The 26,806-nt window shown below is 62.3% G+C and carries 21 protein-coding genes; 13 read left to right on the top strand and 8 right to left on the bottom strand.

Annotated features, from left to right (window positions below; genetic code table 11):
* Positions 1–27: 27 nt before the first annotated feature.
* Positions 28–1,227: a tyrosine--tRNA ligase gene (gene tyrS / locus ACB032_RS01850; protein ID WP_371137217.1), complete on the bottom strand. Its 1,200-nt coding sequence runs from the start codon at positions 1,225–1,227 to the stop codon at positions 28–30.
* A 114-nt stretch (positions 1,228–1,341) separates the two neighbouring features.
* On the opposite strand from tyrS, the gene ACB032_RS01845 reads away from it, so the two are divergent.
* Positions 1,342–2,652, top strand: a complete 1,311-nt coding sequence (locus ACB032_RS01845; RefSeq protein ID WP_029299427.1) for a peptidoglycan DD-metalloendopeptidase family protein — start codon at positions 1,342–1,344, stop codon at positions 2,650–2,652.
* A gap of 232 nt (positions 2,653–2,884) precedes the next feature.
* On the top strand, positions 2,885–3,994 hold the full coding sequence (locus ACB032_RS01840; RefSeq protein ID WP_371137216.1) for an anhydro-N-acetylmuramic acid kinase: 1,110 nt from the start codon (positions 2,885–2,887) through the stop codon (positions 3,992–3,994).
* A 126-nt stretch (positions 3,995–4,120) separates the two neighbouring features.
* Here ACB032_RS01840 and hchA read toward each other — a convergent pair whose 3' ends face one another.
* On the bottom strand, positions 4,121–4,984 hold the full coding sequence (hchA, locus tag ACB032_RS01835) for a glyoxalase III HchA (RefSeq protein ID WP_371137215.1): 864 nt from the start codon (positions 4,982–4,984) through the stop codon (positions 4,121–4,123).
* Between the two features lie 825 nt (positions 4,985–5,809).
* On the opposite strand from hchA, the gene ACB032_RS01830 reads away from it, so the two are divergent.
* The gene (locus ACB032_RS01830) at positions 5,810–7,075 is read left to right on the top strand and encodes a RidA family protein (protein WP_206818543.1); all 1,266 of its coding nucleotides are present in this window, start codon (positions 5,810–5,812) and stop codon (positions 7,073–7,075) included.
* Between the two features lie 54 nt (positions 7,076–7,129).
* Here the strand turns inward: ACB032_RS01830 and ACB032_RS01825 are convergent, their stop codons facing one another.
* Complete coding sequence (locus ACB032_RS01825; protein WP_371137214.1) at positions 7,130–7,951, bottom strand: hypothetical protein; 822 nt, start codon at positions 7,949–7,951, stop codon at positions 7,130–7,132.
* A 348-nt stretch (positions 7,952–8,299) separates the two neighbouring features.
* Positions 8,300–10,291 carry a transketolase gene (tkt, locus tag ACB032_RS01820; protein ID WP_017409159.1) on the bottom strand — a complete coding sequence of 664 codons (1,992 nt, stop codon included), beginning with the start codon at positions 10,289–10,291 and terminating at the stop codon, positions 8,300–8,302.
* Positions 10,292–10,633: 342 nt separating this feature from the next.
* On the opposite strand from tkt, the gene metK reads away from it, so the two are divergent.
* The 5 genes from metK (at position 10,634) to gshB (ending at position 15,011) form a co-directional block, all read left to right on the top strand.
* Positions 10,634–11,785: a methionine adenosyltransferase gene (metK, locus tag ACB032_RS01815; RefSeq protein WP_011706910.1), complete on the top strand. Its 1,152-nt coding sequence runs from the start codon at positions 10,634–10,636 to the stop codon at positions 11,783–11,785.
* 69 nt (positions 11,786–11,854) lie between these two features.
* Positions 11,855–12,388 (top strand): SprT family zinc-dependent metalloprotease, encoded by a 534-nt coding sequence (locus tag ACB032_RS01810; protein ID WP_371137213.1) that lies wholly within the window; start codon positions 11,855–11,857, stop codon positions 12,386–12,388.
* A gap of 76 nt (positions 12,389–12,464) precedes the next feature.
* Positions 12,465–13,148: an endonuclease gene (locus ACB032_RS01805; RefSeq protein WP_371137212.1), complete on the top strand. Its 684-nt coding sequence runs from the start codon at positions 12,465–12,467 to the stop codon at positions 13,146–13,148.
* Between the two features lie 63 nt (positions 13,149–13,211).
* On the top strand, positions 13,212–13,943 hold the full coding sequence (rsmE, locus tag ACB032_RS01800; protein ID WP_029304178.1) for a 16S rRNA (uracil(1498)-N(3))-methyltransferase: 732 nt from the start codon (positions 13,212–13,214) through the stop codon (positions 13,941–13,943).
* A gap of 114 nt (positions 13,944–14,057) precedes the next feature.
* Entirely contained in the window at positions 14,058–15,011 is a 954-nt protein-coding gene (gene gshB / locus ACB032_RS01795) for a glutathione synthase (protein WP_371137211.1), read from the top strand.
* 87 nt (positions 15,012–15,098) lie between these two features.
* Here gshB and ACB032_RS01790 read toward each other — a convergent pair whose 3' ends face one another.
* Positions 15,099–16,724, bottom strand: a complete 1,626-nt coding sequence (locus ACB032_RS01790; RefSeq protein WP_371137210.1) for a methyl-accepting chemotaxis protein — start codon at positions 16,722–16,724, stop codon at positions 15,099–15,101.
* Positions 16,725–16,842: 118 nt separating this feature from the next.
* Here ACB032_RS01790 and ACB032_RS01785 point away from each other — a divergent pair, with 118 nt between their 5' ends.
* Positions 16,843–17,397 carry a YqgE/AlgH family protein gene (locus ACB032_RS01785; RefSeq protein WP_016351591.1) on the top strand — a complete coding sequence of 185 codons (555 nt, stop codon included), beginning with the start codon at positions 16,843–16,845 and terminating at the stop codon, positions 17,395–17,397.
* A 46-nt stretch (positions 17,398–17,443) separates the two neighbouring features.
* Complete coding sequence (ruvX, locus tag ACB032_RS01780; protein WP_011706917.1) at positions 17,444–17,866, top strand: Holliday junction resolvase RuvX; 423 nt, start codon at positions 17,444–17,446, stop codon at positions 17,864–17,866.
* A gap of 46 nt (positions 17,867–17,912) precedes the next feature.
* Here ruvX and dtpB read toward each other — a convergent pair whose 3' ends face one another.
* Both dtpB and ampC read right to left on the bottom strand, forming a co-directional pair.
* Entirely contained in the window at positions 17,913–19,418 is a 1,506-nt protein-coding gene (gene dtpB / locus ACB032_RS01775) for a dipeptide/tripeptide permease DtpB (RefSeq protein WP_017409166.1), read from the bottom strand.
* Positions 19,419–19,932: 514 nt separating this feature from the next.
* Entirely contained in the window at positions 19,933–21,081 is a 1,149-nt protein-coding gene (gene ampC / locus ACB032_RS01770; protein WP_371137209.1) for an FOX/MOX family class C beta-lactamase, read from the bottom strand.
* A gap of 190 nt (positions 21,082–21,271) precedes the next feature.
* Here ampC and ACB032_RS01765 point away from each other — a divergent pair, with 190 nt between their 5' ends.
* The 3 genes from ACB032_RS01765 to ACB032_RS01755 are packed head-to-tail and all read left to right on the top strand — an operon-like array spanning position 21,272 to position 25,138.
* Positions 21,272–22,192, top strand: coding sequence for an AAA family ATPase (locus ACB032_RS01765; protein WP_371137208.1), 921 nt, complete (start codon positions 21,272–21,274; stop codon positions 22,190–22,192).
* On the top strand, positions 22,192–23,178 hold the full coding sequence (locus ACB032_RS01760; RefSeq protein ID WP_371137207.1) for a DUF58 domain-containing protein: 987 nt from the start codon (positions 22,192–22,194) through the stop codon (positions 23,176–23,178). Before ACB032_RS01765 ends, ACB032_RS01760 begins: the two co-directional genes overlap by 1 nt.
* On the top strand, positions 23,165–25,138 hold the full coding sequence (locus ACB032_RS01755; RefSeq protein WP_371137206.1) for a DUF3488 and DUF4129 domain-containing transglutaminase family protein: 1,974 nt from the start codon (positions 23,165–23,167) through the stop codon (positions 25,136–25,138). Before ACB032_RS01760 ends, ACB032_RS01755 begins: the two co-directional genes overlap by 14 nt.
* Before the next feature lie 76 nt (positions 25,139–25,214).
* Here ACB032_RS01755 and ACB032_RS01750 read toward each other — a convergent pair whose 3' ends face one another.
* A complete protein-coding gene (locus tag ACB032_RS01750; RefSeq protein WP_011706925.1) occupies positions 25,215–26,657 on the bottom strand; it encodes a sodium:alanine symporter family protein in 1,443 nt (480 codons plus the stop codon).
* Between the last annotated feature and the right edge of the window lie 149 nt (positions 26,658–26,806).

Here is a 26,806-nt window from a genome sequence, read left to right as displayed (position 1 = left end):
TCTTATGGCGGCGCCGGAGGTGGCGACTTACTTGACGGTCACCCGAGCAAACTTGCGCTTGCCGACCTGGTAGACGGCGGTACCGGCACCGATGAGTGCCTTGCCATCGTCCAGCTTCTCGCCGTCAACCTTGACCGCGCCCTGCTTGATCATCCGCAGTGCTTCGGAGGTGGTGGCCACCAGATCGGCGTCTTTGAGCAGGTTGGCGATGGCCAGCCCTTCACCTTCCAGTGCCAGCTCGACTTCCGGCATTTCGTCCGGAATGGCGTTCTTGGAGAAGCGCTGGGTGAAGTCTTCGTGGGCCGCTTCGGCCGCCGCCTCGTCGTGATAACGGGCGATGATCTCTTTGGCCAGCCAGATCTTCACATCACGCGGGTTGAGGGTACCGGCGGCAATGCCTGCCTTGAACTCTTCGATTTCAGCCAGCGGACGGAAGGAGAGCAGTTCGTAGTAGTTCCACATCAGATCGTCGGTGATGGACATGATCTTGCCGAACATCTCGCCCGGGGCGTCGTGCACGCCGATGTAGTTGGCAGCGGACTTGGACATCTTCTTGACGCCGTCCAGGCCCACCAGCAGCGGCATCATCAGCACGCACTGGGTCGCCATGCCGGCATCTTTTTGCAGCTCGCGGCCCATCAGCAGGTTGAACTTCTGATCGGTACCACCGAGCTCGACGTCCGCCTTCAGCGCGACCGAGTCATAGCCTTGCAGCAGCGGATAGAGGAATTCGTGAATGGCGATGGACTGGCCGTTGCTGTAGCGCTTCTTGAAGTCGTCGCGCTCCATCATGCGGGCCACGGTCTGCTTGGCCGCCAGCTTGATCATGCCGGTCGCGCCCAGCTTGCTCAGCCAGGTCGAGTTGTACTCGATGCGGGTCTTGGCGGGATCGAGGATCTTGAACGCCTGCTCGGCATAGGTGAGGGCGTTGTGCTTGATCGCCTCTTCGGAGAGCGGCGGACGGGTGGCGTTCTTGCCGGAGGGGTCACCCACCATGGCGGTGAAGTCACCGATCAGCAGGATCACTTCATGGCCCAGATCCTGGAAGGTCTTCAGCTTGTTGAGGATCACGGTATGACCCAGATGAATGTCGGGAGCCGTCGGGTCCATCCCCAACTTGATGCGCAGCGGGCGCCCTTCCTTCAACTTGGCGACCAGTTCTTCTTCCACCAGAATTTCTTCCGCTCCGCGCTTGATCTCGGCTAGCGCCACCTCGAGCTGGGACATTTTTTGACTCTCCAATCACGATTCCACAGGGCCAGACATATTACTGGAATGGCGGGCCAATTGGAAAGGCGGTAAACTCCGACATTCTTCCCGGCTCAACTTCGTCTGCTTCTCATGGTCATTTGGCACGCCTTCAACTCTCTCCCTCACTGGCACCGCAAGATGGTGCTGATCCTGAGCATCATGGTGATGATGCTGGCGGCCTGGCCCAGCGAACAGGCGGTCGCCACCCGGGTCGATGACAACGGCAACGAGCTGGCCATCGAGCAGCAGGTCGACGAGGAGGCGCTGCTGGCCGAAGCCAAGCCTGTCGCCCCGCCCAAGCCGAGCTACATCACCAAGCAGGTGAAGGTACGCAGCGGCGACAACATGGGGGTCATCTTCCAGCGCCTCGGTCTCAGCACCACGGATCTGCACCTGATCGACCAGCTCGAGGGCACGGATACCCTGCGCCTGCTCAAGCCGGGCCAGGAGCTCACCTTCAAGCTCACCAAGGGCGGCGAGCTGCACAGCCTCTACTACCCCCACAGTCTGGAGCAGGCGCTCAAGGTGAGCCGCAAGGCCGACAGCTTCGTGGCCAGACCGGTCAAGCTCGAGCTCGACACCCGCGAACAGGTGGCCAAGGGCGAGATCCGCTCCAGCTTCTGGGGCGCCGCCGTCGACGCCGGCATGACCGAGGATCAGATCATGGATCTCGCCGCCATCTTCGGCTGGGACATCGACTTCGCCCAGGACTTGCAGCCGGGCGACAGCTTCCGGGTGGTCTACGAAGAGAAGTACCAGGATGACGAGCGGGTTGCCTCTGGCGACATCCTGGCCGCCGAGTTCGTCAACCAGGGTGCCACCTATCGCGCCGTGCTGAACGAGGATGGCAACTACTACACCCCGGATGGCAAGGCGATGCGCAAGAGCTTCCTGCGCGCGCCGGTCAACTTCAAATACATCAGCTCCAACTTCAATCCGCGCCGGCTGCACCCGGTCACCGGCAAGGTGCGCCCCCACAACGGCATCGACTATGTGGCGCCGGTGGGCACCCCCATCATGGCGGCGGGCTCAGGCAGCGTGGTGGCTGCCGGCTACAACCAGTTCAACGGCAACTACGTCTTCATCAAGCACGCCGGCAACTACGTGACCAAGTACCTGCACCTCTCCAAGCGCACCGTCAACAAGGGGCAGCGGGTCAAGCAGGGCCAGACCATCGGCAATCTGGGGGGGACCGGACGGGTCACCGGGCCGCACCTGCACTATGAATTCGTGGTGGGCGGCGTGCACAAGAACCCGCGCACCCTCAACCTGCCACAGGCGGAGACGCTGAGCGGACGGGCGCTGGCCAACTTCAAGGCGCAGGCCATGCCCCAGCTGGCCAAGCTGGACAGCCCGGAGCTGCAGCTGGCCCAGAACAAGCGGGCAAATGGTGGCAATTGACCCACAAGGAGCCGTCATGGGCGAGCGTTATATCGGCTTGATGCCGGGCACCAGAATACGGCATGGAATCGAGGCCGCTTCCTCTCTCACGTACTTTTTTCCGACCTGCAAGTAAGGAAGCCCCATGACTGAACGCTATATAGGCTTGATGTCAGGTACCAGAATACGGCATGGGATCGAGGCCGCTCCCTCTCTCACGTACGTTTTCCCGCGCTGCAAGTAAGGAAGCCCCATGACTGAACACTATATAGGCTTGATGTCCGGTACCAGCATGGATGGTATCGACGCCGTGCTGGTGACGATGGATAGGGAAGCGCTTCGAGTAGAGGCGGCGCTGTGCCACCCCTGGCCAGCGGAGACCGCCTACGAGCTGCACAACCTCTGCACCCCGGGCGACAACGAGATCGACCGCATGGGAGTGGCCGACAACCTGGTCGCCCGCGAGTTTGCCGCCGCCACCCACGCCCTGCTGGCCAAGGCGGGGCTTGAGCCCAAAGATATTCGCGCCCTCGGCAGCCACGGCCAGACCATCCGCCACCGCCCCCAGCTCGGCTTTACCCTGCAGATCGGCAACGCGGCCCTGCTGGCGGCGCTGACCGGCATCGATGTGGTGGCCGATTTTCGCACCATGGACATGGCCCTCGGCGGTCAGGGGGCGCCACTGGTGCCCGCCTTCCATCAGGCCTTCTTTGCGCGCCCCGGCGCCCTGCGGGTGGTACTGAACCTCGGTGGCATCGCCAATATTTCGGTGCTGCCGGGCCAGGCAGACGGCGTCTATGGCTTTGATACCGGCCCGGCCAATACCCTGCTCGACGGCTGGTATCGCCGCCATCACCCCCAGGGAGCCGGTTACGATGCCGGCGGCCAGTGGGCGGCCAGCGGCCGGCTTGTCCCTGCACTGCTGGCGCAGCTGCTGGCTCACCCCTACTTTGCCGCCCCCCACCCCAAGAGCACCGGGCGGGAGATGTTTACCCTCGACTGGCTCGATGGCGAGCTCGCCGGCCACGCTCATGCCCCGGCGGATGTGCAGCGCACCCTGCAGGCGCTCACCTGCCACAGCATCGCCCGCCAGCTGCCCACACTGGCGGATGCGCAGAGCCGGCCCGAGCTGTATGTCTGCGGCGGCGGCGCCCATAACGCCCCGCTGCTGGCGGAGCTGGCCAGCCTGCTGCCCGGCTGGCGCATCGCCAACACGGCCGAGCTGGGGATCGCTCCCGACTGGATGGAAGGCGCGGCGTTTGCCTGGCTGGCGCAGCGCTTTATTCACCGCCAACCCGGCAACCTGCCGGCCGTCACCGGTGCCAGCCGCCCGGCGATACTGGGTGCCCTTTATCCCGCCTGAGCCATACCCGGTCTCCAAGGCGCCGTCTGACCCAATAGAGCAGGGCCGTCACGAGACGGCCCTGCGGTTTTATTTCTTGCCTGATTTCCTGCCTGTTCTGCCAGCCCCTCTTGCCAGGGCGTGACGCTATCGGCGGCTCACCACCTCCAGCAGGGTAGTGGCGGCCAGCTTGCCGAGCGGATTGCCAGCCAGCGGGCTGTCACCGGTCAGCAGATTGCGATCCCGGCACACCTCCCCCGAGATGCCGCTGTTGACGATTTCAAACCCCATCCCCTTGAGCCGCTCGCCAAACTTCCAGGTGAGCCGGCTCGGCATATAACCGATCGCCGGCGTCTGCTCATCCAGCGCATCGGGGAAGGCGCAGATCTGGTAGCCGGCGAAGGTGTGCGGATTGGCTACCGCCAGCAAGGCCGCCGGCCCGTGGCAGAGGGTGATGATGAAACGCTCGTGGGCCATCGCCCACTCCAGCAGCGCCTTGACCTCGGCACTCTCGGGCAGCCCCAGCAGGGCGCCGTGCCCGCCGGGAATGAACACGCCGAGGTAGTCCGAATCGGGGGCCTGCACCTGGGCCAGCAGATCCGCCAGTTTGGCGGGCTGGCGGAACTGCCCCTGGTATTTGCCATAGAGCCCCACCACCGCCTCATCCTCCGTCGGCATGGCCCACCACTCGAACTTGACCGGATTGCCCGACAGGGTGGCCACCTCAAAGGCAAAGCCCGCCTTGTCGAGGTGATACATGGGCAGCAGGGTTTCCACCGGGTGGTTGCCGGTAGAGAACAGGGTGCCGTTGTCGGTGGGCAGATAGCGCTCATCGGCCCCGATCAGCAGGATCTTCCAGCGGCCACCGCGATAGGGGACGGGATAATCGGCCCCCGCCAGATCCGACTTGCGCGAAGTGAACTGGCTCAATGAATAGGGGGAAGGGAAAAAGACATTCTGCTCCGCCGGATCCGGGGTCGGTTGCCTGTCGTCAATCAGCTTCTCGGTCATGGGACTCTCTCCATCATGGGTTGACTCGCTCACACAGTATTGACTGTCAGGGGCCGGGTAAATGCGCAGCGCCCTTCCCTCTGACAGGGCGCTGACGCACGGCGCCCACGCAGTCAGGTCCTGTTCGCGCCGCTGAAAATATATGGCATATGCCGGGGGGCGTCCTGCCCGCCTGGTTGCCGCATCCGGCAGTGAACGGCGCCCCTCATTTCCATCCGCTCTTGCCACCCCAGCTTATTGTCATGCAGATGGGCTGAATGTTATTTCAATGGCTCGCTTGCGGCTCACTTCAGGCATATTTTTGGCCTTATGAAAAGCCCTTCACCAAGCCGAAAAATAAATAGCTATGCAAAACCGGGATAATATCCTGCAAGTTGGTCAGAATCATTAACCTGGGATTTACAGCTGGTAACCTGAATCGACGCTAATAAAGGCACCATCAGCCGCCTGCATGGCAAAAAGTGGGAGCGCCATCACCTTTATTGGTCATTCTGGTCATGCATTGAATAGCAAAGTGAATATATTTCACTCTGTTGAGCCACCTCATAGAAACCGGATCCCGGTTTGCATCCGCTGGCGAACGCCCCCTAGAATCCTCCCGTCTGAATCATCAAGCCGATTTATTTCTCCCTTATCCGTTTGCACGCGCCGGCGGCACCGGCACAAGGCTTTACACAGTGATGACCATGGTCCCTTGCCCCGTCGCCCTGCGGCGGGAACGGGCAACTGTTGCCGCCATCATGGGTATCGCCCTGCGTGACGCATTCGGCCAGGGAAGATCAACGCGGCCTGACCCTACATCAAAAACGAAAAAGGAGTATCGCCATGAGTGGTACCATCATCAAGTCAGCCAGAAATACCGCCAATGCACCGCAGGATCTGAGCCCCAGCACCCAGAGCGTGGCGTTCTCCCACTACAACAATATCTCCGCCCAGCTGCCGGTCGACCCGAAAACGGGCGCGCTGGTCGCAGGGGATATCAAGGCGCAGGCCAGACAGTGCCTCACCAATATCAAGGCCATCGTCGAGAGCATCGATCATGTGATGGATGACGTGGTCAAAATCACGGTATTTCTCAAAGAGATGGCCGATCTCGACGCGGTCAACGCCGTCTATGGCGAGTTCTTCCCGCGCCTGCTGCCGACCCGCACCGTGCTGGCGGTGGCCGGTCTGCCGCTCGGCGCCGCCGTGCAGATGGACGCGCTCATCTCCAACGGTGAAGGCACCTTCCCGCAGGCTCCCTGCCCGCTGCTGAAGCTCTCCCGCAACAGCGACAAGGCACCGCAGGATCCGCTCTCGACCCATACCGTCGCCTTCTCCCACTACAACAATATCGGTGCCCAGCTGCCGGTCGATGCCGCGTCGGGCCAGCTGGTCGCCGGGGGCATCCAGCAGCAGGCTGGCCAGTGCCTGCGCAACATCAAGCACGTGCTGGAGAGCATCGATGTACCGTTTGACGATATCGTCAAGGTCACCGTCTATCTGACCAGCCTGGCCGATCTGGACGCCGTCAACGAGGTCTACACCACCTTCTTCCCGGACTCCGCCATTGCCCGTGCCGTCGCCTACCTGCCGGCGCGCAGCGTGATCGTGGCCTCCGCCCTGCCGCTCGGCGCCCGGGTGCAGATGGATGCGGTCATCTCCCACGGTGACGGCACCCCGCCACAACTGGTGGAAGACAGACACAATCTGGTGATCAGCGCCCGCAATACCGACAAGGCACCGCGCAGCCCGCTGCACACCCAGACCGTCGCCTTCTCCCACTACAACCATATCGCAGGCCAGTTGCCGGTTGATCTGGCCACCGGCAAGATCCTGACCGGTTGCGTCAAGGAGCAGACCGCCCAGTGCCTCGGCCATATCAAGACCATCGTCGAGAGCATCGGCCACGTGATGGACGATATCGTCAAGGTCAATATCCAGGTAAAGAACATCGCGGATCTGGCGGACGTGGATGCCATCTACACCAAATACTTCCCGGCCTATCTGCCCGCCCGCACCGTGATTGGTGTGAGCGAGCTGCCCGCCGGCGCCCTGGTGCAGATTGATGCGGTGATGTCCAATGCGGAAAGTACCCCGCCACAGGCGTAACACGTTGCTTTAACGATAAAAAGACACCGGCCTAGGCCGGTGTCTTTTATCTCGCTATTTAAAGAGTAAGTCGTTGGGCTGACTATTTTTACGCCTAGACATTCTCATTTTTTTAATCACGGAGCCCATGAGACCAATGCAGCCAGAAAAGAAGAACATCCCTCCGACTATGAACCCGGTGAGTAATACCGCATTGAATTTCGCAGGGTCATCCATAGCTGTGACAGCATAAGCATGATCTTTTCCGAAACCAGCCTGCCCTAACAGTAACTCCTCGAATGATATAGATAGAATGAAGGTCCCAAACCCTATCATGGCAAGACCACCCAATATAGGACACAGCGATTTATATTTTCCTCCATGATACCTTTCGAGGGGCTCTATGACTAATGCTAAGCCGCACGCCCCGCCCACAATATAAAGAGCATTATCTGAAACAGGGGTTGCATATGTAAGCAGGTCTCGCATACCTGGAGTGTGATATGAAAAAGTCTCAGCAAACCCATGAAATCTAGGAAATATATCTATCCCATTTCTCATCAAAATCGCTTCTAATATTCCAACAAGTGGTGCCCCCAGAAGCATATAAAGTGCAACGTTGAATATAATATTCTTTCCTATTGAATAAACCCTCTCATTATCTCTCTTGTCATAGTGATCGATTATGAACAATGCAGCGACAATACAGAATAAAAAAGATGAGATGGCGATAATCAATGTTGGAATGCCAGAGATAAAGAAACCACCTCTTTTCGCTGGAATATAGGTATACCCATTAGCCAACTCGGCAACTCCGTAGGCCACACAAACGAGCATTAAAAAAGCACATACCAGACGTACTCTAAGTGGTATGTGATTAGGCTTATACTGTGACATACAAACTTCTTTCCCTTGAGCAGAACATGTTGTGTCTACTAAATGAACTATTTAAAAACACAGCCGGATATGACAACACTCTTTTCAACACTCACTCATCACTACAGCTTAAGTATGAAAAGTTCCATTCAGCATTAGGCTGCATCAGAGACAAGTAGACTCGTAAGAGCATTGTACGCATATGCATCCATCCAATAAATGGTCTCTCTCACAACTATATTGTTTGGAGCCCGTTTTTCATAAAGCCTTCTGCAACACTCTCAGGATCATAAAAAACGCCCCCCATCTTGCGATGGAGGGCGTTTTATCGTTCCGGCTATTGGGCCTGAGTGGCCCAACGATCAGGAATTACAGGGACTCTGCGGTCGCAACCACATTTTCCACGGTAAAGCCGAATTCCTTGAACAGCAGCTCGGCCGGTGCGGACTCACCGAAGGTGGTCATACCGATGATCTTGCCGCCGAAACCGACGTACTTGTACCAGTAGTCGGCGATGCCGGCTTCGATGGCCACACGCTTGGTGACGGAGGCTGGCAGGACGGACTCTTTGTACTCGGCAGATTGGGCATCGAACACGTCGGTGGCCGGCATGGAGACCACGCGCACGGCACGGCCCTTGGCAGTCAGCTGCTCATAGGCGGCAACGGCCAGTTCCACTTCGGAACCGGTGGCGATCAGGATCAGCTCAGGCTTGCCGGCGCAATCTTTCAGCACATAGCCACCCTTGGCGGTATCGGCCAGTTGCTGAGCAGTACGGTCCATCTGGGCCAGGTTCTGACGAGAGAAGATCAGCGCAGTCGGGCCGTCGGTACGCTCGATGGCGTGCTTCCAGGCGATGGCGGATTCCACCTGGTCACACGGACGCCAGGTACTCATGTTCGGGGTCAGACGCAGGGAAGCGATCTGCTCGACCGGCTGGTGAGTCGGGCCATCTTCACCCAGACCGATGGAGTCGTGGGTGTAAACGAAGATGGCGCGCTGCTTCATCAGGGCGGCCATGCGCAGAGCGTTGCGGGCGTATTCCATGAACATCAGGAAGGTCGCGCCGTAGGGGATGAAACCACCGTGCAGGGCGATACCGTTCATGATGGCGGACATGCCGAACTCGCGTACACCGTAGTGGATGTAGTTGCCGGAGGCATCGTCGTTGGTCAGGGACTTGGAACCGGACCACATGGTCAGGTTGGACGGCGCCAGGTCGGCAGAGCCACCCATGAACTCCGGCAGCAGCTTGCCGAAGGCTTCCAGCGAGTTCTGGGACGCTTTGCGGGTCGCGATCTTGGCCGGGTTGGCTTGCAGGGTTTCGATGATCTTGGCGGATTCAGCGGCCCAGTTGGCCGGCAGTTCGCCAGCGGTACGGCGCTTGAATTCGGCAGCCAGGGTCGGGTGAGCAGCTTCATAGGCGGCGAACTTGGCAGCCCAGTCGGCTTCCAGTTTGGCGCCCTTCTCCTGACCGTTCCACTCGGCAGCGATGTCGGACGGGATAACGAACGGCGCGTGGTCCCACTTCAGGAAGGCACGGGCGGCGGCGATCTCGTCGTTGCCCAGCGGTGAGCCGTGGCAGTCGTGGGAACCGGACTTGTTCGGGGAACCGTAACCGATGATGGTGCGGCAGCAGATCAGGGTCGGCTTGCCGGTCTCGGCCTTGGCGGCTTCGATGGCAGCGTTGATCGCTTCCGGGCTGTGGCCGTCAACGGCGGCAATCACGTGCCAGCCGTAAGCTTCGAAGCGCTTGACGGTGTCGTCGGTGAACCAGCCTTCCACGTGACCGTCGATGGAGATGCCGTTGTCATCCCAGAACGCGATCAGTTTGCCCAGTTGCAGGGTACCGGCCAGGGAGCAGGCTTCGTGGGAGATACCTTCCATCAGGCAGCCGTCGCCCATGAAGGCGTAGGTGTAGTGGTCGACGATGTCGTGACCCGGCTGGTTGAACTGCTCGGCCATGGCCTTCTCGGCGATCGCCATGCCGACGGCATTGGTGATGCCCTGGCCCAGCGGACCGGTAGTGGTTTCAACACCCGGCGCGTAACCGTACTCCGGGTGACCCGGGGTGCGAGAGTGCAGCTGGCGGAAGTTTTTCAGATCGTCGATGGAGAGGTCATAACCGGAGAGGTGCAGCAGGGAGTACAGCAGCATGGAGCCGTGGCCGTTGGAGAGAATGAAACGGTCGCGGTCGGCCCACTTGGGGTTGTTCGGGTTATGTTTGAGGTGGCTGCGCCACAACACTTCGGCGATATCCGCCATTCCCATGGGGGCGCCCGGGTGACCGGAGTTGGCTTTTTGAACGGCATCCATACTCAATGCACGAATGGCATTGGCAAGCTCTTTACGAGAAGGCATCTGTATCTCCTGCGATTGCTTCATTTGATGGCCAAGATTAAGGCGCGTTATTGTCCCAGCAGGGGGCGCGGCGTGCAAATATTATCTGGGCGAATAAAGTGGCTTTGGGAGCTCAATCGCTTTTCTTGACGGGGCAAACGATTGAGCCGTAACCGCTTTACACCCCAAATGGGGTAAAGCGCGGATCTTGTTCGGCCAGGGGGCGGTAAAACCAAAATAGTGCTGGCAATCGAGGGGGGCGCTAACTAAAATGGACGTCCAGATGTAGATACCTCTACAATCATCCTATCATCACCCGGTTATTGCTGCGGCGATAACCCCAGACAAGCTGAGAATCCCATCATGGCAAAGCTGTTTACTTCCGAGTCGGTCTCCGAAGGCCATCCCGACAAGATTGCGGACCAGATCTCCGATGCGGTCCTGGACGCCATCCTCAAGCAAGACACCAAGGCCCGTGTCGCCTGCGAGACCCTGGTCAAGACCGGCATGGTCATGGTGGCCGGTGAAGTAACCACCACCGCCTGGGTAGACATCGAGCAGATCGTGCGCGACACCGTGCGCGACATCGGCTACACCCACTCCGACATGGGCTTCGACGCCGACTCCTGCGCCGTGCTGAACGCCATCGGCAAGCAGTCCCCGGACATCAACCAGGGCGTTGACCGCAGCGATCCGCTGGAACAGGGCGCAGGCGACCAGGGCCTGATGTTCGGCTACGCCACCAACGAAACCGACGTGCTGATGCCGGCCCCCATCACCTACTCTCACCTGCTGGTGAAGCGTCAGGCTGAAGTGCGCAAGAACGGCACCCTGCCGTGGCTGCGCCCGGACGCCAAGAGCCAGCTGACCTTCGCCTACGACGACGCCGGCAAGATCATCGGTGTGGATGCCGTGGTGCTGTCTACCCAGCACGCCGAATCCATCAGCCACAAGGATCTGGTGGAAGCGGTACGCGAAGAGATCATCAAGCCGGTGCTGCCGGCCGAGTGGGTCAACAAGGACACCAAATACTTCATCAACCCGACCGGCCGTTTCGTCATCGGCGGCCCGATGGGTGACTGCGGTCTGACCGGTCGCAAGATCATCGTCGACACCTACGGCGGCATGGCCCGTCACGGTGGTGGCGCCTTCTCCGGCAAGGATCCGTCCAAGGTTGACCGCTCCGCTGCCTATGCCGCCCGCTACGTGGCCAAGAACATCGTCGCCGCCGGTCTGGCCGATCGCTGTGAAATCCAGATCTCCTACGCCATCGGCGTGGCCGAGCCGACCTCCATCAGCGTCGAAACCTTCGGCACTGCCAAGGTCGCCGAAGATCTGCTGGTCAAGCTGGTTCGCGAACACTTCGAACTGCGTCCGTACGGCCTGATCCAGATGCTGGATCTGAAGCGTCCGATCTACCAGGCCACTGCCGCCTACGGTCACTTCGGTCGCAACGAGTTCCCGTGGGAGCAGACCGACAAGGCCGAACTGCTGCGTTCCGCCGCCGGTCTGTAAGCGTCACGCTTGTGGTATAAAGGGGAGCCTGGCTCCCCTTTTGCTTGTCCGCCATTTGCCGAGAACCCGATGTCCGTCACCGCTACCCGCCTCGATCCCGCCCTGCACGATCAGTTGCTCGCCCGTGTCGACGCCTGTTTTGTGCAGGCCGAAGCACGCCTTGGCCGCTCCTTTCCCCGCCCGCAAGTTCATTGCAACATGCGCGGCCGGGCGGCGGGGTCGGCACGGCTGCAAACCTGGGAGCTGCGCTTCAACCCGGCCCTCTATCAGGCCAACCAGCAGGCGTTTCTGGCCGAGGTGGTGCCCCACGAGGTGGCCCACCTGCTGGTCTATGCCCTGTGGGGTGAAGGGCGCGGCAGATCGCGGGTGCTGCCCCACGGCCGCCAGTGGCAATCGGTGATGCGGGAGGTGTTCGGCCTTGAGCCCAGAACCACCCACAGCTTCGATCTGGCGGTCCTGGCGCAGCCGACCATCCCCTATCGCTGCCTCTGCCAGCAGCATCAGCTGTCGGTGCGCCGCCACAACAAGGTGGTGCGCGGCGAGGCCCGCTACCACTGCCGCCGCTGCAAGCAGCCGCTGGAGCGGGTTGGCTCGTCGCAGTAAGCCAGCCGGTGTCGCGCCCCTGTGCTAGGGTGCCTCTCTGCTTTTTCCGCCAACCATCTCATTGCCAAGGATCACCATGTTTCGTCCCCTGCTCTCTCTCGCCCTGACCCTGCTGGTCAGTCTGCCCCTGCATGCCCAGACCTTTCGCGCCGCCAAACAGGATCTGAACCGCCTCTATCAGGATCACCCGGTCACCTTCTACTGCGGCTGCAAGATTGACTATCAGGGCAAGAAAATGAGCCCGGATCTGGCCAGCTGCGGCTATGAACCGCGCAAGCAACCCAAGCGTGCCACCCGCATCGAGTGGGAGCACGTGGTGCCGGCCTGGGAATTCGGCCACCAGCTGCAGTGCTGGCAACAGGGCGGCCGCAAGAATTGCGGCAAGAGCGACGAGTTCAACCAGATGGAGGGGGACATGCACAACCTCTTCCCCGCCATCGGCGAGGTGAACGGTGATCGGGCCAACTTCCGCTTCTCCGACTGGAATGGCACCCCGGATCAGTACGGCCAGTGCCAGATGCTGGTGGACTTCAAAAATCGCCAGGTACAGCCGCCCAAGGGGCTGGTACGCGGCCAGATCGCCCGTGCCTACCTCTACATGAGCCAGCAGTATGGGCTGCGTCTGGCGGCGCAACAGCGTAAACTGTTCGAAGCCTGGGACAGGCAGTACCCGGCCGACGGCTGGGAGTGCGAGCGCAACCGCCGCATCGGCAAGCTGCAGGGCAATACCAACCCCTTTATTGAAAAGCAGTGCCGATAACCCCATCTATGGACACAAGGGATTTAGAATCCCTCTTCTTGAACCAGAGACTGACACTGAGCCATGCGCATTCCACGTATCTATGAACCGGCCGCCCTGCAGGTGGGCCAGACCCTCGCCCTGTCGGAAGACGGTGCCAACCACATCGGCCGGGTGCTGCGCATGCAGCCGGGTCAGCAGCTCGAGCTGTTCAATGGCGACGGCAACCAGTACCCCGCCACCATCGCCAATGTAGGCAAGAAGTCGGTGGAGGTGACCATCGACAGTTGCGACACCCGCTCGGTGGAATCCCCGCTGGCCATCCACCTCGGTCAGGTGATCAGCCGCGGCGACAAGATGGACTTCACCATCCAGAAATCGGTGGAGCTGGGCGTCACCTGCATCACCCCGCTCTTCTCCGAGCGCTGCGGCGTCAAGCTGCCGGCCGATCGGCTGGAGAAAAAACGCGAACAGTGGCAGAAGGTAGTGATCAGCGCCTGCGAGCAGTGCGGCCGCAATACCGTGCCCGAGGTGCGCATGCCGATGGAGCTCGACGCCTGGCTGGCAGAAGAGACCCAGGAGCTCAAGCTCAACCTGCACCCGCGCGCCCCTTACAGCATCAACACCCTGCCCATCCCTGAGCACGGCGTGCGCCTGCTGATCGGCCCGGAAGGGGGCTTGTCCAGCGACGAGATCGCCCGTACCGTGCAGGAAGATTTCAAAGAGATGCTGCTGGGGCCGCGGGTGCTGCGCACCGAAACCGCCGCCCTGACGGCGATTACTGCGCTGCAGTGCCGCTTTGGCGATCTCGCTTGATACCATGGGCCGCATCGAGCAGCCCCATGGCAACCTCGATGCAGCCTCAAGCGGCTGATTACGCTGCGCTAATCGACCCTACAACCCTATCGAGCCATTAAGAAGGAACAGCGGATGACCATTAAACTCGGCATCGTGATGGACCCCATCTCGGCCATCAACATCAAGAAGGACTCCAGCTTCGCCATGCTCGAAGAGGCGCAAAAGCGCGGCTACGAGCTGTTCTATCTGGAGATGAAAGACCTCTACATGGAGGCCGGTCGCGCCTTCGGTACCATGCGCCCGCTCACCGTCAAATATGACTATGCCGACTGGTACAGCCTGGGCGAGGTGGTGGATCAGCCGCTCTCCAGCCTGGACGTGATCCTGATGCGCAAGGATCCCCCCTTCGACACCGAGTTCATCTACGCCACCTACATGCTGGAGCGGGCCGAGGATGAAGGCTGCCTCATCGTCAACAAGCCGCAGAGCCTGCGCGACGCCAACGAGAAGCTCTACACCGCCTGGTTTGCCGAGCACACCCCGACCACGCTGGTGACCCGCCGCGCCGACAAGCTGCGCGCCTTCCACGCCCAGCACAAAGACGTCATCCTCAAGCCGCTGGACGGCATGGGCGGCGCCTCCATCTTCCGCATGAGGGAGGATGACGCCAACGTCGGCGTGATTATCGAAACCCTGACCGCCCACGGTAGCCAGTACTGCATGGCGCAGACCTATCTGCCCGCCATCAAGGATGGCGACAAGCGGGTGCTGGTGGTGGACGGTGAACCGGTACCCTACTGCCTGGCCCGTATCCCGGCGCAAGGGGAAACCCGCGGCAATCTGGCGGCCGGTGGCCGTGGCGAGGCACGCCCCTTGAGCGAGGCGGACTGGGCCATCGCCCGCGCCGTCGGCCCGACCCTCAAGGCCAAGGGCCTCATCTTCGTCGGCCTCGACATCATCGGCGATCGGCTGACCGAGATTAACGTCACCAGCCCGACCTGCATCCGCGAGATAGAGGCCGCCTTCCCGGTACATATCACCGGCATGCTGATGGATGCCATCGAGCGTCGGCTGGCAAAAGCCTGAGTGGCCCGAAGCTAAACGGCAATAACAACAGAGGCGGCCCAGTGGCCGCCTCTGTTGTTTCTCCTGCCAGAACGCCGGGCACGCCCCTCAGCAACGGAACTGCCCCACCTTCACCTTGAGTTCGCAGGATAGCTGTTCCAGCTCGTGGCAACTCTGGTTCAACTGGGAGGCGGCCTGTGTCGATTCGCTGGCGATGTGGGCGATATTGACCACGTTGCGGCTGATGTCCTCGGCCACCTTGCTCTGCTCCTCCGCCGCCGTGGCGATGTGGGTATTCATTTCGTTGATCACGTTGACCGAGCTGACTATCTCGCCAAGCGCCTGACCACAGGCCAGCACGGTGCGGTTGGACTGCTCCACCTGATCCAGTCCCAGCTCCATGCTGGACGCCGCCTGGGTGGCCCCCTGCTGCAACTTGACGATGGTCTTGCCGATCTCCTCGGTGGATCGCTGGGTACGCTGGGCCAGGGTGCGCACCTCGTCGGCCACCACCGCAAACCCTCGCCCCTGATCGCCGGCCCGCGCCGCCTCGATGGCCGCGTTGAGCGCCAGCAGGTTGGTCTGCTCGGCGATGCCGCGAATGGCGTCCATCACGCTGCTGATATTGCGGCTGTCATCAGCCAGCTGGGTGATCATGCCGGCGGTGTTCTGGATCTGGGACGACAACCCGGACATGCACTGGATGGCGTCCGCCACTATCTGGTGACCGTGGCGGGCACTCCCGTCGGCATGGCGCGCCGCATCGGCAGCGTTGTTGGAGCTGTTGGCCACTTCCGCCACGGTCGCGCTCATCTGGTTCATGGCCGTCGCAGTCTGATCGGTCTCGGCCTGCTGCTGGGCGAAGCGCTGGCGGCTCTCGACGCCGATATGGGCCAGCTGGGCCGACTCCCTGGCGAGCTGCTCCGCCATGCCGTTGATCTGGGTGATGAGCTCGCGAAAATGGCAGATCACGTCGTTGAGGGAGTGGGCCAGCCCGCCCATCTCGTCCTTGCGCAGCACCGGTGCCAGCTTGCTCAGATCGAGATCCGTCTGCATGCCGCGCAAGATCCCGCCCATGGCAGCCAGGGGCTGGCTGACGCTGCGCCCGGCCCACACCCCGAAGAACAGGATGCAGGCGCCGCCGACCACCAGCAACAAGATAAACAGCCGGTTGAGCTGCACCCTGAACCCGTTGAGCTCGGTCATGTTCTTCTCGGCCTCCTTCAGCTGGTACTCCACCAGGGCGCTGATCCCGTCGCTGACCGGGTCGATCACCCGATAGAGCGGCATGATATGGGCGACCAGCTGACCCTGATTGCTCCCTTGCATGTCCGCCAGGATCTGCATCACCGCCTCAATCTCCCGGTCTGCCGCCGCAAACAGCCCCTGCATCTGGTCGGCTTCCCGCTGCTCCGCCTGGCTCATCGGCTGGCTGCGGTAGCCCTGCCAGATGCGCTTGATCTCCTGCTGGGCGGCGCTCATGTCCGCGCGCGATCTGGCGGGGTCAAAGCCCCCCACATTGGCCTTGTTGGCCGCATCGATCACCTTGACCGCGTAGAGATCGGCGATCTGCTTGAGCTCCTTGAGCTGCACCACCTCCCCCTGATACATGCTGTTCATGCCAGCCATCAGCTGTGACATCGCCTGGACAGCCCCGATCACCAGCAGCACCAGTGCCAGCAGGGGTACCACACAACCCAGGATCAACTTCTGTCTGATCGAAATACCTTCCATGGTGTTATCTCCATCCTGACTGCGGCGGGGAACCGGCCCGCAAGCGGTAAAAAGCGGTTTTGCCCGCCTCGGCGAACTGCCATAATTGACCCAAATACCTTTGCAATATTTGGCCCATATGCAAACACTGCAAAATCACTTCCTGCTCGCCATGCCGAGCCTCTCCGATCCCTATTTCGAGCGTTCGCTGGTCTATCTGTGCGAACACAGCGAAGAGGGCGCCATGGGGCTGGTGGTCAACATCCCGGTGGACATGTCGCTGGATGCCATGCTGACCCAGCTCAAACTGGCGCCGCCCCCCAGCCCCGAGCTCAAGCAGCCGGTGCTGCAGGGAGGGCCGGTGCACGCCGACCGCGGTTTCGTGCTGCACAGCTTCCGACCCGGCTTCAACTCCACCCTGCAGGTGGGGGATGAACTCATGGTCACCACTTCCAAGGATATATTGGAAACCCTCGGCACCGAGGAAGCCCCCGCCCACTGGCTGGTGGCGCTCGGGTATGCCGGCTGGAGCGCCGGCCAGCTGGAGCAGGAGCTGGTCGACGGTGCCTGGCTGGTGATACCGCCCAATCCGGATCTGGTGTTCAAGACCCCGATCCATCAGCGCTGGCAGCAGGCCGCCGCCAGCATAGGGGTCAACCCCATCCATCTATCCAGCGACATCGGCCACAGCTGATGCCGTTTGCCACGCATTTCGCGAGGCATTTTGAGGAATCAATGCAATGTCATCACGCAGTATCATGGGCTTTGACTACGGCACCAAAAGCATAGGGGTGGCCATCGGTCAGGAGCTTACCGGCACGGCCCAGCCCCTGCGCGCCATCAAGGCCAACGACGGCATCCCCAACTGGGACGATATCGACAAGCTGCTCAAGGAGTGGCAACCGGATCTGCTGGTGGTCGGCCTGCCGCTCAACATGGACGGCACCGAGCAGGAGATCACGGTGCGGGCCCGCAAGTTCGGCAACCGGCTGCACGGCCGCTTCGGCAAGCAGGTGGAGTTCAAGGACGAGCGGCTCACCACCACGGATGCGCGGGCACGTCTGTTCGAGCGGGGAGGTTATCGGGCGCTGGAGAAAGGCAGCGTGGACGGGGTCTCCGCCCAGCTCATTCTGGAAGCCTGGATGGAAGAGCAGTACGGTTGACAGACGGGGGAGAGGCAGGTCAAGCCTGCCCCTCCCCATGCCTGCATCAGGCCTTGGCCTGTTGCGAGAGCAGACCCTCCCCTTCTTCACCCTGACCGGCATGCATCATGCGGTTGAGCCAGGGCACCATCAGCGCCATCACCACCGCCACCAGCAGGGTCACCAGTCCAATCTTGCCAAACACGTCCGTGTAGATGGGCAGGGTCTGCAGCGGATCGGTCACCCCTTGCGGCACGGCGGTAAAGGTCGCCACATAGCCCCCCAGCAAGGAGGCCATCGCCTGGGTCAGGAACCACATCCCGAGGATAAAGCCCATCAGCCGCTGCGGCACCAATGCCGCCACCATGGCCAGCCCCAGGGCGCTGATCATCAGCTCCCCCAGACTCTGGAACAGATAAATGAGCACCATGAACCAGGGTGAGGTGAGCCCCTGTGCATCGGCAAACCAGATGCCGGAGGCTGCCGCGGTGAGAAAACCGAGGGAGCAGAACAGCATGCCCAGGGTGAACTTGAGCGGCATGGTGAGATCGCGCCCCTTGCTGCCCAGCCGGGTATAGATCATGGCCAGCACCGGGCTGCCGACCACCACCCAGAAGGGGTTGAGCGCCTGGAAGCTGATGGGGTTGACGCTCATCCCCAGCATCTCGTGATGCATATTGTTGATGGCAAAGAAGTTGAGCGAGGTCGGCATCTGGGCGTAGAGCACGTAGAACACCACGGCTTCCAGCATCAGCACGAAGGCCACGTACATCTTGTTGCGGGCCACCGCATCGAGCTTGAAGGCCTCGCGAAAGAAGAAGATCACCACGGCCAGGGTCACCGTCATCAGCACCATGTTGGCGATCACCACGTGGTGCATCAGCCAGGCGCAGAAGAAGACCAGTGCCACCGATCCCAGCAAGACCAGCAGCAGCTTGCCGTAATCGAGCGGCAGATGGTCGGGTTCGGAGCCGATGTCCCTGACCATGTGGCGACAGGCGAAGAAGGTCAGCAGCGCGATGACCAGACCCACCCCGCACAGGTTGTAGGTCACCGTATAGCCGTAGTGATCGGCGATGACCGGCGCCAGCGACAGCGAAATGAGCGAGCCGATGTTGATCGACATGTAGAACAGGGTGAAGGCCCCATCCAGTCGGGGATCGCCGCGCTCATAGCACTTGGCGAGCAGACTGGCAGGGTTGGCCTTGAACAGGCAGTTGCCGACCGCGATGGTGCCCAGTGCATAGAAGATGAGGTCGGGATTGTAGATGGACATGCCGGTCATGAAATAGCCGATGACCAGCACGATGGCCCCCAGCACCATGGTGCGCTTGGTGCCCAGCACATGGTCACCCACATAGCCGCCCACCGAGATGAGGCCATATACCAGCGCCGAGAAGGCACCGAAGGTGATGAACGACTGCTCCTGTGAAAATCCCAGTTGCTGGACGAAGAACACCGCCAGGATCCCCTGGACGCCGTAATAACCGAAGCGCTCCCAGAGTTCGACGAAGAAGATCATGAAAAAGGGTTTGGGCTGTTGCAACAACCCGGTCGGGGCCGATGGACGCATGCTAACCTACCTGTCTTGGTGTTTTTTATTGGTGTGATATGGGGCCGCCGCACGGATAAGTGTGCGCGGGCACCTCTGTCTGTGGTGATCACCACTGTGCTCGCAGCGGCGGATGGTCAGCTGGCAGGGCTGGGAATAAGCCGGATGGCTCCTGACACGATAAGGTGGGGATCGGGCGGCTTCATGCCCGGCACAATATTCCGCAGGCGTTTGGCAACGGGCTGGCAGCCGTTTGCACCCGTCATCGTACACCGGACACTCTCGCGACAATTGTAAAAGCCGAAAAATCGACAGATGGCATGATAAGACACTACTATTAACGCAAACCAATAGCCGATCACACTTCACTTGTTGCAATAGGTGAAGTTTTCTAATGAAACCACATTAGTTTTATTGGTGCAAACGGATCTGTTTTTCCCGCTGCCAACCCTCTATGCATAAAAAAACGCCGGACTGGCCGGCGTTTTTCAATATGGTGTTGGCGACCCGTGGGCCATCCGCCAAGTGCGGCGGATCAGGGTGCTAGCTGGCTCAAAATGGCATGGGCCGCGCTGATCCTGGCCTCGTTGGGGTAATTGCGGTTGGCCAGCATGACGATGCCGATCCCTTTGGCGGGCACGAAGGCCACGTAGGCACCAAAGCCGTTGGTCGAGCCGGTCTTGTTGTAGAGTCGCGCCCCCCCCGTCTCTTGGGACGCGGCAACAGGTTTGACCGGGTTGGCATTGTAAATCACCGCCGAGGAGTTGCCCGCCAGCAGCGTCTGCTCGCTGACGGGATAGGCGTAACTCTCCCAGCCCAGCCCCTGGGTCATCTCGCCGACCGAGTAGCGCCCTTGGTGGGTCAGGGAGATGGCCTGCTGCAACACCTTGTCATCCACCCCGCTGATATTGGCCTTCACGAAGGCGAGCAGATCAGCCGAGCTGGTCTTGATGCCGTAGGCCTCGTCGGCCAGCATGCCGGGATTGACCCTGATAGGCTTGTCCTCCTTCGAATAGCCATAGGCATAACTCGCCATGGCCTGCTTCGGCACATCGAGATAGGTGTGGTGCATACCCAGCCCGGGCAGCAGGGTCTGCGCCATCAACTGGGCAAATGGCTGCTGCAGGCTGCTCGCCGCCAGATGGCCGAACAGACCGATACTGGGGTTGGAGTACTGGCGATGGCTGCCCGGCTGATAGGCCGGCGTCCACTGGCGATAGTAAGACTGCATTTGTTCGACCGATTCCACCTCGTCGGGGAATTGCAGCGGCAGCCCCCCGGCGCTGTAGGTGGCGAGTTCCGCCATGGTGACACCATCAAAGGCGGAGCCCTTGAGCCAGGGCGCGTGCCGGCTCACCTTGTCATCCAGCCCAATCCCCCCCTTGACCACGGCGTAGGCACCGAGGGTGGCGGTATAGGTCTTGCTGACCGAGCCAATCTCGAACAGGGTCTGCTCGCTGACCTTCTTCCCGGCCGCCATATCGGCCAGCCCGTAGTTGAAGTAGTGGGCCTGCCCCCCCTTCAGCACGGCGACCGCCATGCCCGGGATCCTGTGCTGCTTGAGCATGGGGCGGATGGAGTCATCCACCACAGCGTTCAGCGGATCGACGGGGGCCGCCAGGGCGAGCGGGGCAAGCAGCAGGGTGCCGAGGGCCAGCAGTGGCAGGGATCTGGTCTGTTTCATGGCAAAAATCTCAGTATGTTCAGGAGCCGTCAGCCTAACCGGCTAGCGTGTGCCGAGCATGAGCCTGGGTGAAGTCTGTGTGAAGTCACCCACCAAATCATCCAGATTCAATGGGTTATCCATGACTTGCCCCTCTTGCCCGGCCACGGGCGTATAAGCTGTAGAGGCGGCATCACACAGGGAGGCGCACGTGCAGACACAACCACAGATAACCCGGCTGCTGACGGCACTGGAGCAGGTGATCCTCGGCAAGCCGTTGCAGCTCAAGATAGCGCTGGTGACCCTGCTGGCCCGCGGTCACCTGCTCATCGAGGATCTGCCCGGCATGGGCAAGACCACCCTGGCCCATGCCCTGGCGCAGGTGCTGGGGCTCGACTGCCGGCGGGTGCAGTTCACCGCCGATCTGTTGCCGGCCGACCTGCTGGGGCTGCAGATCTTTGATCCCCACCAGCAGCAGTTTCGCTTTCACCCGGGCCCCGTCTTTGCCCAGGTGCTGTTGGCGGACGAGATCAACCGCGCCAGCCCCAAGGTACAGAGCGCCCTGCTGGAGGCCATGGCCGAGGGCAAGGTGAGCATAGAGGGAGAGAGCCACCCGCTGCCCTCCCCCTTCTTCGTCATCGCCACCCAGAACCCGGCGGATCAGGCGGGCACCTACCCCCTGCCGGAATCCCAGCTCGATCGCTTCGCGGTGCGCCTCTCCCTCGGTTTTCCCACCCCGGAAGCGGAGCGCCGACTGCTGTGCGGGGCCAGCCAGAGCGCCCCCCTCGAGCGCCAGCTGAGCGCCACCGAGCTGGCCGCCCTGCAGGCCGAGGCGGCGCAGATCCACCTCTCCGATGCCAGCCTCGACTACCTGCTGGCGCTGGTGCAACAGAGCCGCTTCGACGCCGACCTGCCGCAACCGCTCTCGCCCCGCGCCGCCCAGACCCTGCTGGCGGTGAGCCGGGCCTGGGCCCTAGTGGCGGGTCGCCGCTTCATCAGCGTGGAGGATGTGCAGGCAGTCTTCCCCTACGTGGCCGAACACAGGCTCAGGGGCAGCTTCGGGGTGCAGCGTGGCGAAGCCTGCCCGCTGAGCCAGCGCCTGCTGGCCCGGGTCGATCCGGATCGCCCCTGATGAACTGGCGCCAGCGCAGGGCCAGGTGGCAACAAGGCTGGCTGGCCCGGCGCATCCCGCCAGCCCGCCAGATCACCCTGCAGGGGCGCTGCCTGTTCATCCTGCCCACCCGGCTCGGTCTCTGGTATCTGCTGGTGATGCTGGCCATCTATCTGCTCGGCACCAACTACCAGAACAACCTGGTGTTGCTGGTGGCCTACGGCCTCGGCAGCCTGTTCATGGTCACCATGTGGCTCACCCACCGCAACCTGCTGGGACTGTCTCTGCTGGGGGGGCCCACCGTGCTGGGAGAGGCGGGCAGCCCCCTGCCCATGCCCATCACAGTGCGCAGCGAACGGCCACTGCAGGCACTGCAATTCTCCCTCAATGAAGGGCGGCTCTGGCTGGCGCAGGTAGATGCGGTGCCGCAACCCCTGCTCCTGCCGGTACTGGGCCCCCGGCGCGGACGCCTGCCGCTGGAGAGGCTGCGGGTGGAGAGTCGCTACCCCCTCGGCCTGTTTCGCTGCTGGACGCTGCTGGACCTGCAGCTGGAGGGCTGGCTCGCCCCGGCCCCCGAGTACGGTCCCCTGCGCGGGGAGGCCACGACCGATGCGGTGGGCAACCGGGGGCAGCCTACCCCGGCCTCGATGGGGGACTTCGACATGCTGCGAGCCCACCAGAGCGGGGAGCCGCTGAGTCGGGTCGCCTGGAAGCAGCTCGCCCAGGGACGCGGCCTGCTGGTGAAGCAGTTCTGCGAGCCGGGGCAGGATGATACCCACCTCAGCCCACAGCGGGTCGGCGGCCGGGATCTGGAGCAGCGGCTGGCGGTGCTCGCCTGGTGGTGTGACGACTACGCCAAGCGGGGCATTCCCTTCAGCCTGACGCTGGCGGGCCGGACGCTCGGGCCGGACAGCGGCGCCGCCTTTTTGCAGCGCTGCCGGCTGGCGCTGGCCCGCGTCGATGCCGTGGAGCCGCCGCAGGAGGTCAACCTCAATGCTGCTCGATAACCGGCGTCTGCTGCCGCTGCTCGCCCTGCTGCAACTGCTGCTGATCCCGGCACTCTGGCCCCAGCTGCAACTCTGGGTGGTGGCCGTTTCACTGCTCACCCTGGGCGTGCGGGCCATGATGCTGTGGCGGGGCTGGAGCCCGCCGCCTGCCGCCGCGCTGGCACTGCTGGCCATGCTGGGCGTGGCGCTGCTTGGCTGGCAGTGGCGCCAGCTCGGCACCCTGCCGGCCCTCATCAACCTGCTCTGGCTCGGCTACGGCCTCAAGCTCATCGAGGTCCGGCGAGAGCGGGATGTGGAGCAGGTGCTGCTGCTCGCCTTCTTTCTCGTCGCGCTGGCGCTGGTGCAACGGCAAAGCATGGGGTGGGCCCTGGCGATGACGGGGGCACTCTGGCTGGCGGTCACCACCTTGCTGGCGGCGGTACAGCCCCTCGGCCAGCGCCTGTGGCGCCGGGCCGGGCTCATCCTGCTGCTGGCCATCCCCCTGCTGCTCACCCTGTTTCTGCTGCTGCCAAGGCTCGCACCGCTGTGGCAGATGCCGAGCAGCAGCCGCGCCCTCTCCGGCCTCTCGGAGGAGGTGGCCCCCGGCGACATCAGCGAGCTGGTCAACTCCTCCGAGCTGGCCTTTCGCATCACCTTCGCCGCCGCGCCGCCACCGCCGAAGGAGCGCTACTTCCCGCTGATGCGCCAGGAGCTGTTCGATGGCCGGCGCTGGTTGCTCAGCGATCAGGTGCGCCGCTGGCAACAATCCCAATCCGGGCAGATGCCGCCGCCGGCCAACCCGGCGACCCCGCTGCCGGCCGGCAGCTATCAGGTGATCGCCGAGCCCCAGCGCCTGCGCTGGACCCTGGCCCAGGCCAACCCCGAGGTGTTGAGCGGCCCGGTCACCTTGAGCCCCCTCGCCACCCTCTATCGCCAGGACCGGGGGGATGGCCGCGTCAGTTACCGGGTCAGCACGGCCGCCATGGCGCCACCTGCCGATGACGCTGCCCGTCGCCTCAACCTGCAGTTGCCCGCCGGCGGCAACCCCAAGGCCCGGGCCCACGCCCTGGCGCTCAAGGCCCGCCATCCGGCGCCAGAGGCGCTGGCCGCCGCCCTGCTGGGCGAGTTTCGCCAGGGCGACTTCTACTACACCCTGCAGCCGCCGCGGCTGGGACAAGACGGAGTGGATGATTTTCTGTTCGAGAGCCGGCGCGGCTTTTGCGGTCACTACGCCACGGCCACCGCCTTCGTGCTGCGGGCGGCCGGCATCCCGGCCCGGCTGGTGACCGGCTACCTCGGCGGCGAGTGGAATCCGAGGGGCAACTACCTGGAGGTGCATCAGTTTGATGCCCACGCCTGGGTGGAGTATCTGGATGAGCAGAACCGCTGGCAGCGGCTCGATCCCACCGCCGCAGTGGCTCCCCAGCGCATCGAGGGGGGCATGCCGGCGGCCCTTGGCGGCGAGTTCGCCGCCGCTGACCCGCTCTCCTTGCAGCGTTATCGCAACTGGGCCCTGCTCAACCAGCTGCGCTGGTGGGGGGCCAATCTCGACTACCAATGGACCCGCTGGGTACTCAACTATGATGCCGCCAGCCTGTGGCAGCAGCTGGGACAACGCTGGCCGGTGCTGACCGGCCATACCCACTGGCTGATCCTGGCCGCCGTGCTGGGGGTGGCCAGCCTGGTGGGTGGCCTGCTGATCTGGCGCGGCCCGACTCCACTGCCCCTGCGGCTATGGCAACCCCTGCGCCGGCGCGCCGCCCGCCATGGCTGGCAGCCCTTGGCGGGGGAGAGCCTGGCCAGCTGGTGCGAGCGCCTCGCCGACCTCAGACCCTCTCTCGCGCGGCCGCTGCAACAGGGGGCCTGGCTCTACCGGCGCTGGCGTTATGCCCCCTTGTCGGCGGCGCAGCGCCACCGTACCTTTCGCCAGCTGCGGCGACGACTGCGTCAGATCTGCCGGCGCTGGGATGCCCACAGCTGACGGCGGTGAAAACAGCGCCCAAACGAAAGGGGAGCCAGTGGCTCCCCTTGTTGTCAGACAACGGCGACTGCGAGGCTTATGCCTGCTTGCTGTTTTGCGCCGGATTGTCCCAGATCCCCTCTTCCAGCTGGCTGCGGATCTCGGGGTACTTGTTGGCGTCGAAGGTGGGCACCTTGCCCAGCTTGAGCTGGTCGTTGTAGTCCCGCGCCAGCTTGATGGCCACCCCGGAGAGCAGCAGAATCGCCACCAGGTTGACGATGGCCATCAGCCCCATGGAGACATCCGCCATGGCCCACACGGTCGGCAGCTCGCCCACCGAGCCGAACATCACCATGCCCAGCACGAACATCCGGAACAGCATCAGACCGCCCTTGTGGTTGTGCTCGAGGAACACCAGGTTGGTCTCGGCGTAGGAGTAGTTAGCCACGATGGAGGTGAATGCGAAGAAGAAGATGGCCGCCGCGATGAAGATGTTGCCACCGCCACCGATCTGGGAAGAGAGCGCCCGCTGGGTCAGCTCTACCCCGGTGATGCCGGAGCCCGGTTCAAACTGGCCGGACATCAGGATGATGGCGGCGGTACAGGTACAGATGACGATGGTGTCGAGGAACACCCCCAGCATCTGCACATAACCCTGGGAGGCCGGGTGCGGCGGATAGGGCGTCGCGGTCGCGGCGGCGTTGGGAGCGGAGCCCATACCGGCTTCGTTGGAGAAGAGACCGCGCTTGATGCCGTTGATCATCGCCTGGGAGATGGCGTAGCCCAGTGCACCGGAGCCGGCCTGCTCAAGACCGAAGGCGGACTTGATGATGAGGCTGAATACCCCCGGCAGCTCGCTGATGTTCATGGCAACCACGAACAGCGCCATCAGGATGTAGGCCAGCGCCATGAAGGGTACGACCAGCTCGGCGAAACGGGCGATGCCGCGAATGCCGCCAAAGATGATGAGACCGGAGAGCACCACCAGTGCCAAACCGCTGACCCAGTCGGGAATGCCGAAGGCCACGTTCATCGCCAGGCTGATGGAGTTGGCTTGTACCGCGTTGAACACCAGACCGAACGCCAGGATCAGACAGAGCGAGAACAACACCCCCATCCAGCGCATGCCGAGCCCCTTCTCCATGTAGTAGGCAGGGCCGCCACGGTAGTTGCCGTCCTCATCCTTGACCTTGTAGAGCTGGGCCAGGGTGCTCTCGACGAAGGCGGTCGCCATGCCGATGAAAGCGATCAGCCACATCCAGAAGATGGCACCCGGGCCACCCAGATAGATGGCCACCGCCACCCCGGCCAGATTGCCGGTACCCACGCGGGCGGCAAGGCTGGTACAGAGGGCCTGGAAGGAGGAGATGCCGGCGTTGTCTGATTTGCGGCTGTTGCGCAAGACGGAGAACATGTGGCCGAAGTGTCGGATCTGGATAAAACCCAGGCGGAAGGTGAAGAAGATGCCGACGCCGATGAGCAGGTAGATGAGCACGGCTCCCCACATCAGGTCGTTAATCATTGCGATCAAGGTGTCCATATTTCTCTCGTTGTTATCACATCCATGGTCAGTCTGCGCTGACCCCTTGCTGTCTGTTTCTGAATTTGCGGTTCACTAAAGGGGCGGAATCTAGCATAGCGAGGGAGTTCAGAATAGTGATCGGGATCACTGCGGAAACAAAAAACGAG

It is taken from the genome of Aeromonas sp. S5(2024) (assembly GCF_041403025.1).
Lineage (GTDB): Bacteria > Pseudomonadota > Gammaproteobacteria > Enterobacterales > Aeromonadaceae > Aeromonas > Aeromonas hydrophila.
The sequence above is the reverse complement of the archived record's forward strand: the minus strand, read 5'-3'. Positions and strand labels throughout refer to the sequence as shown.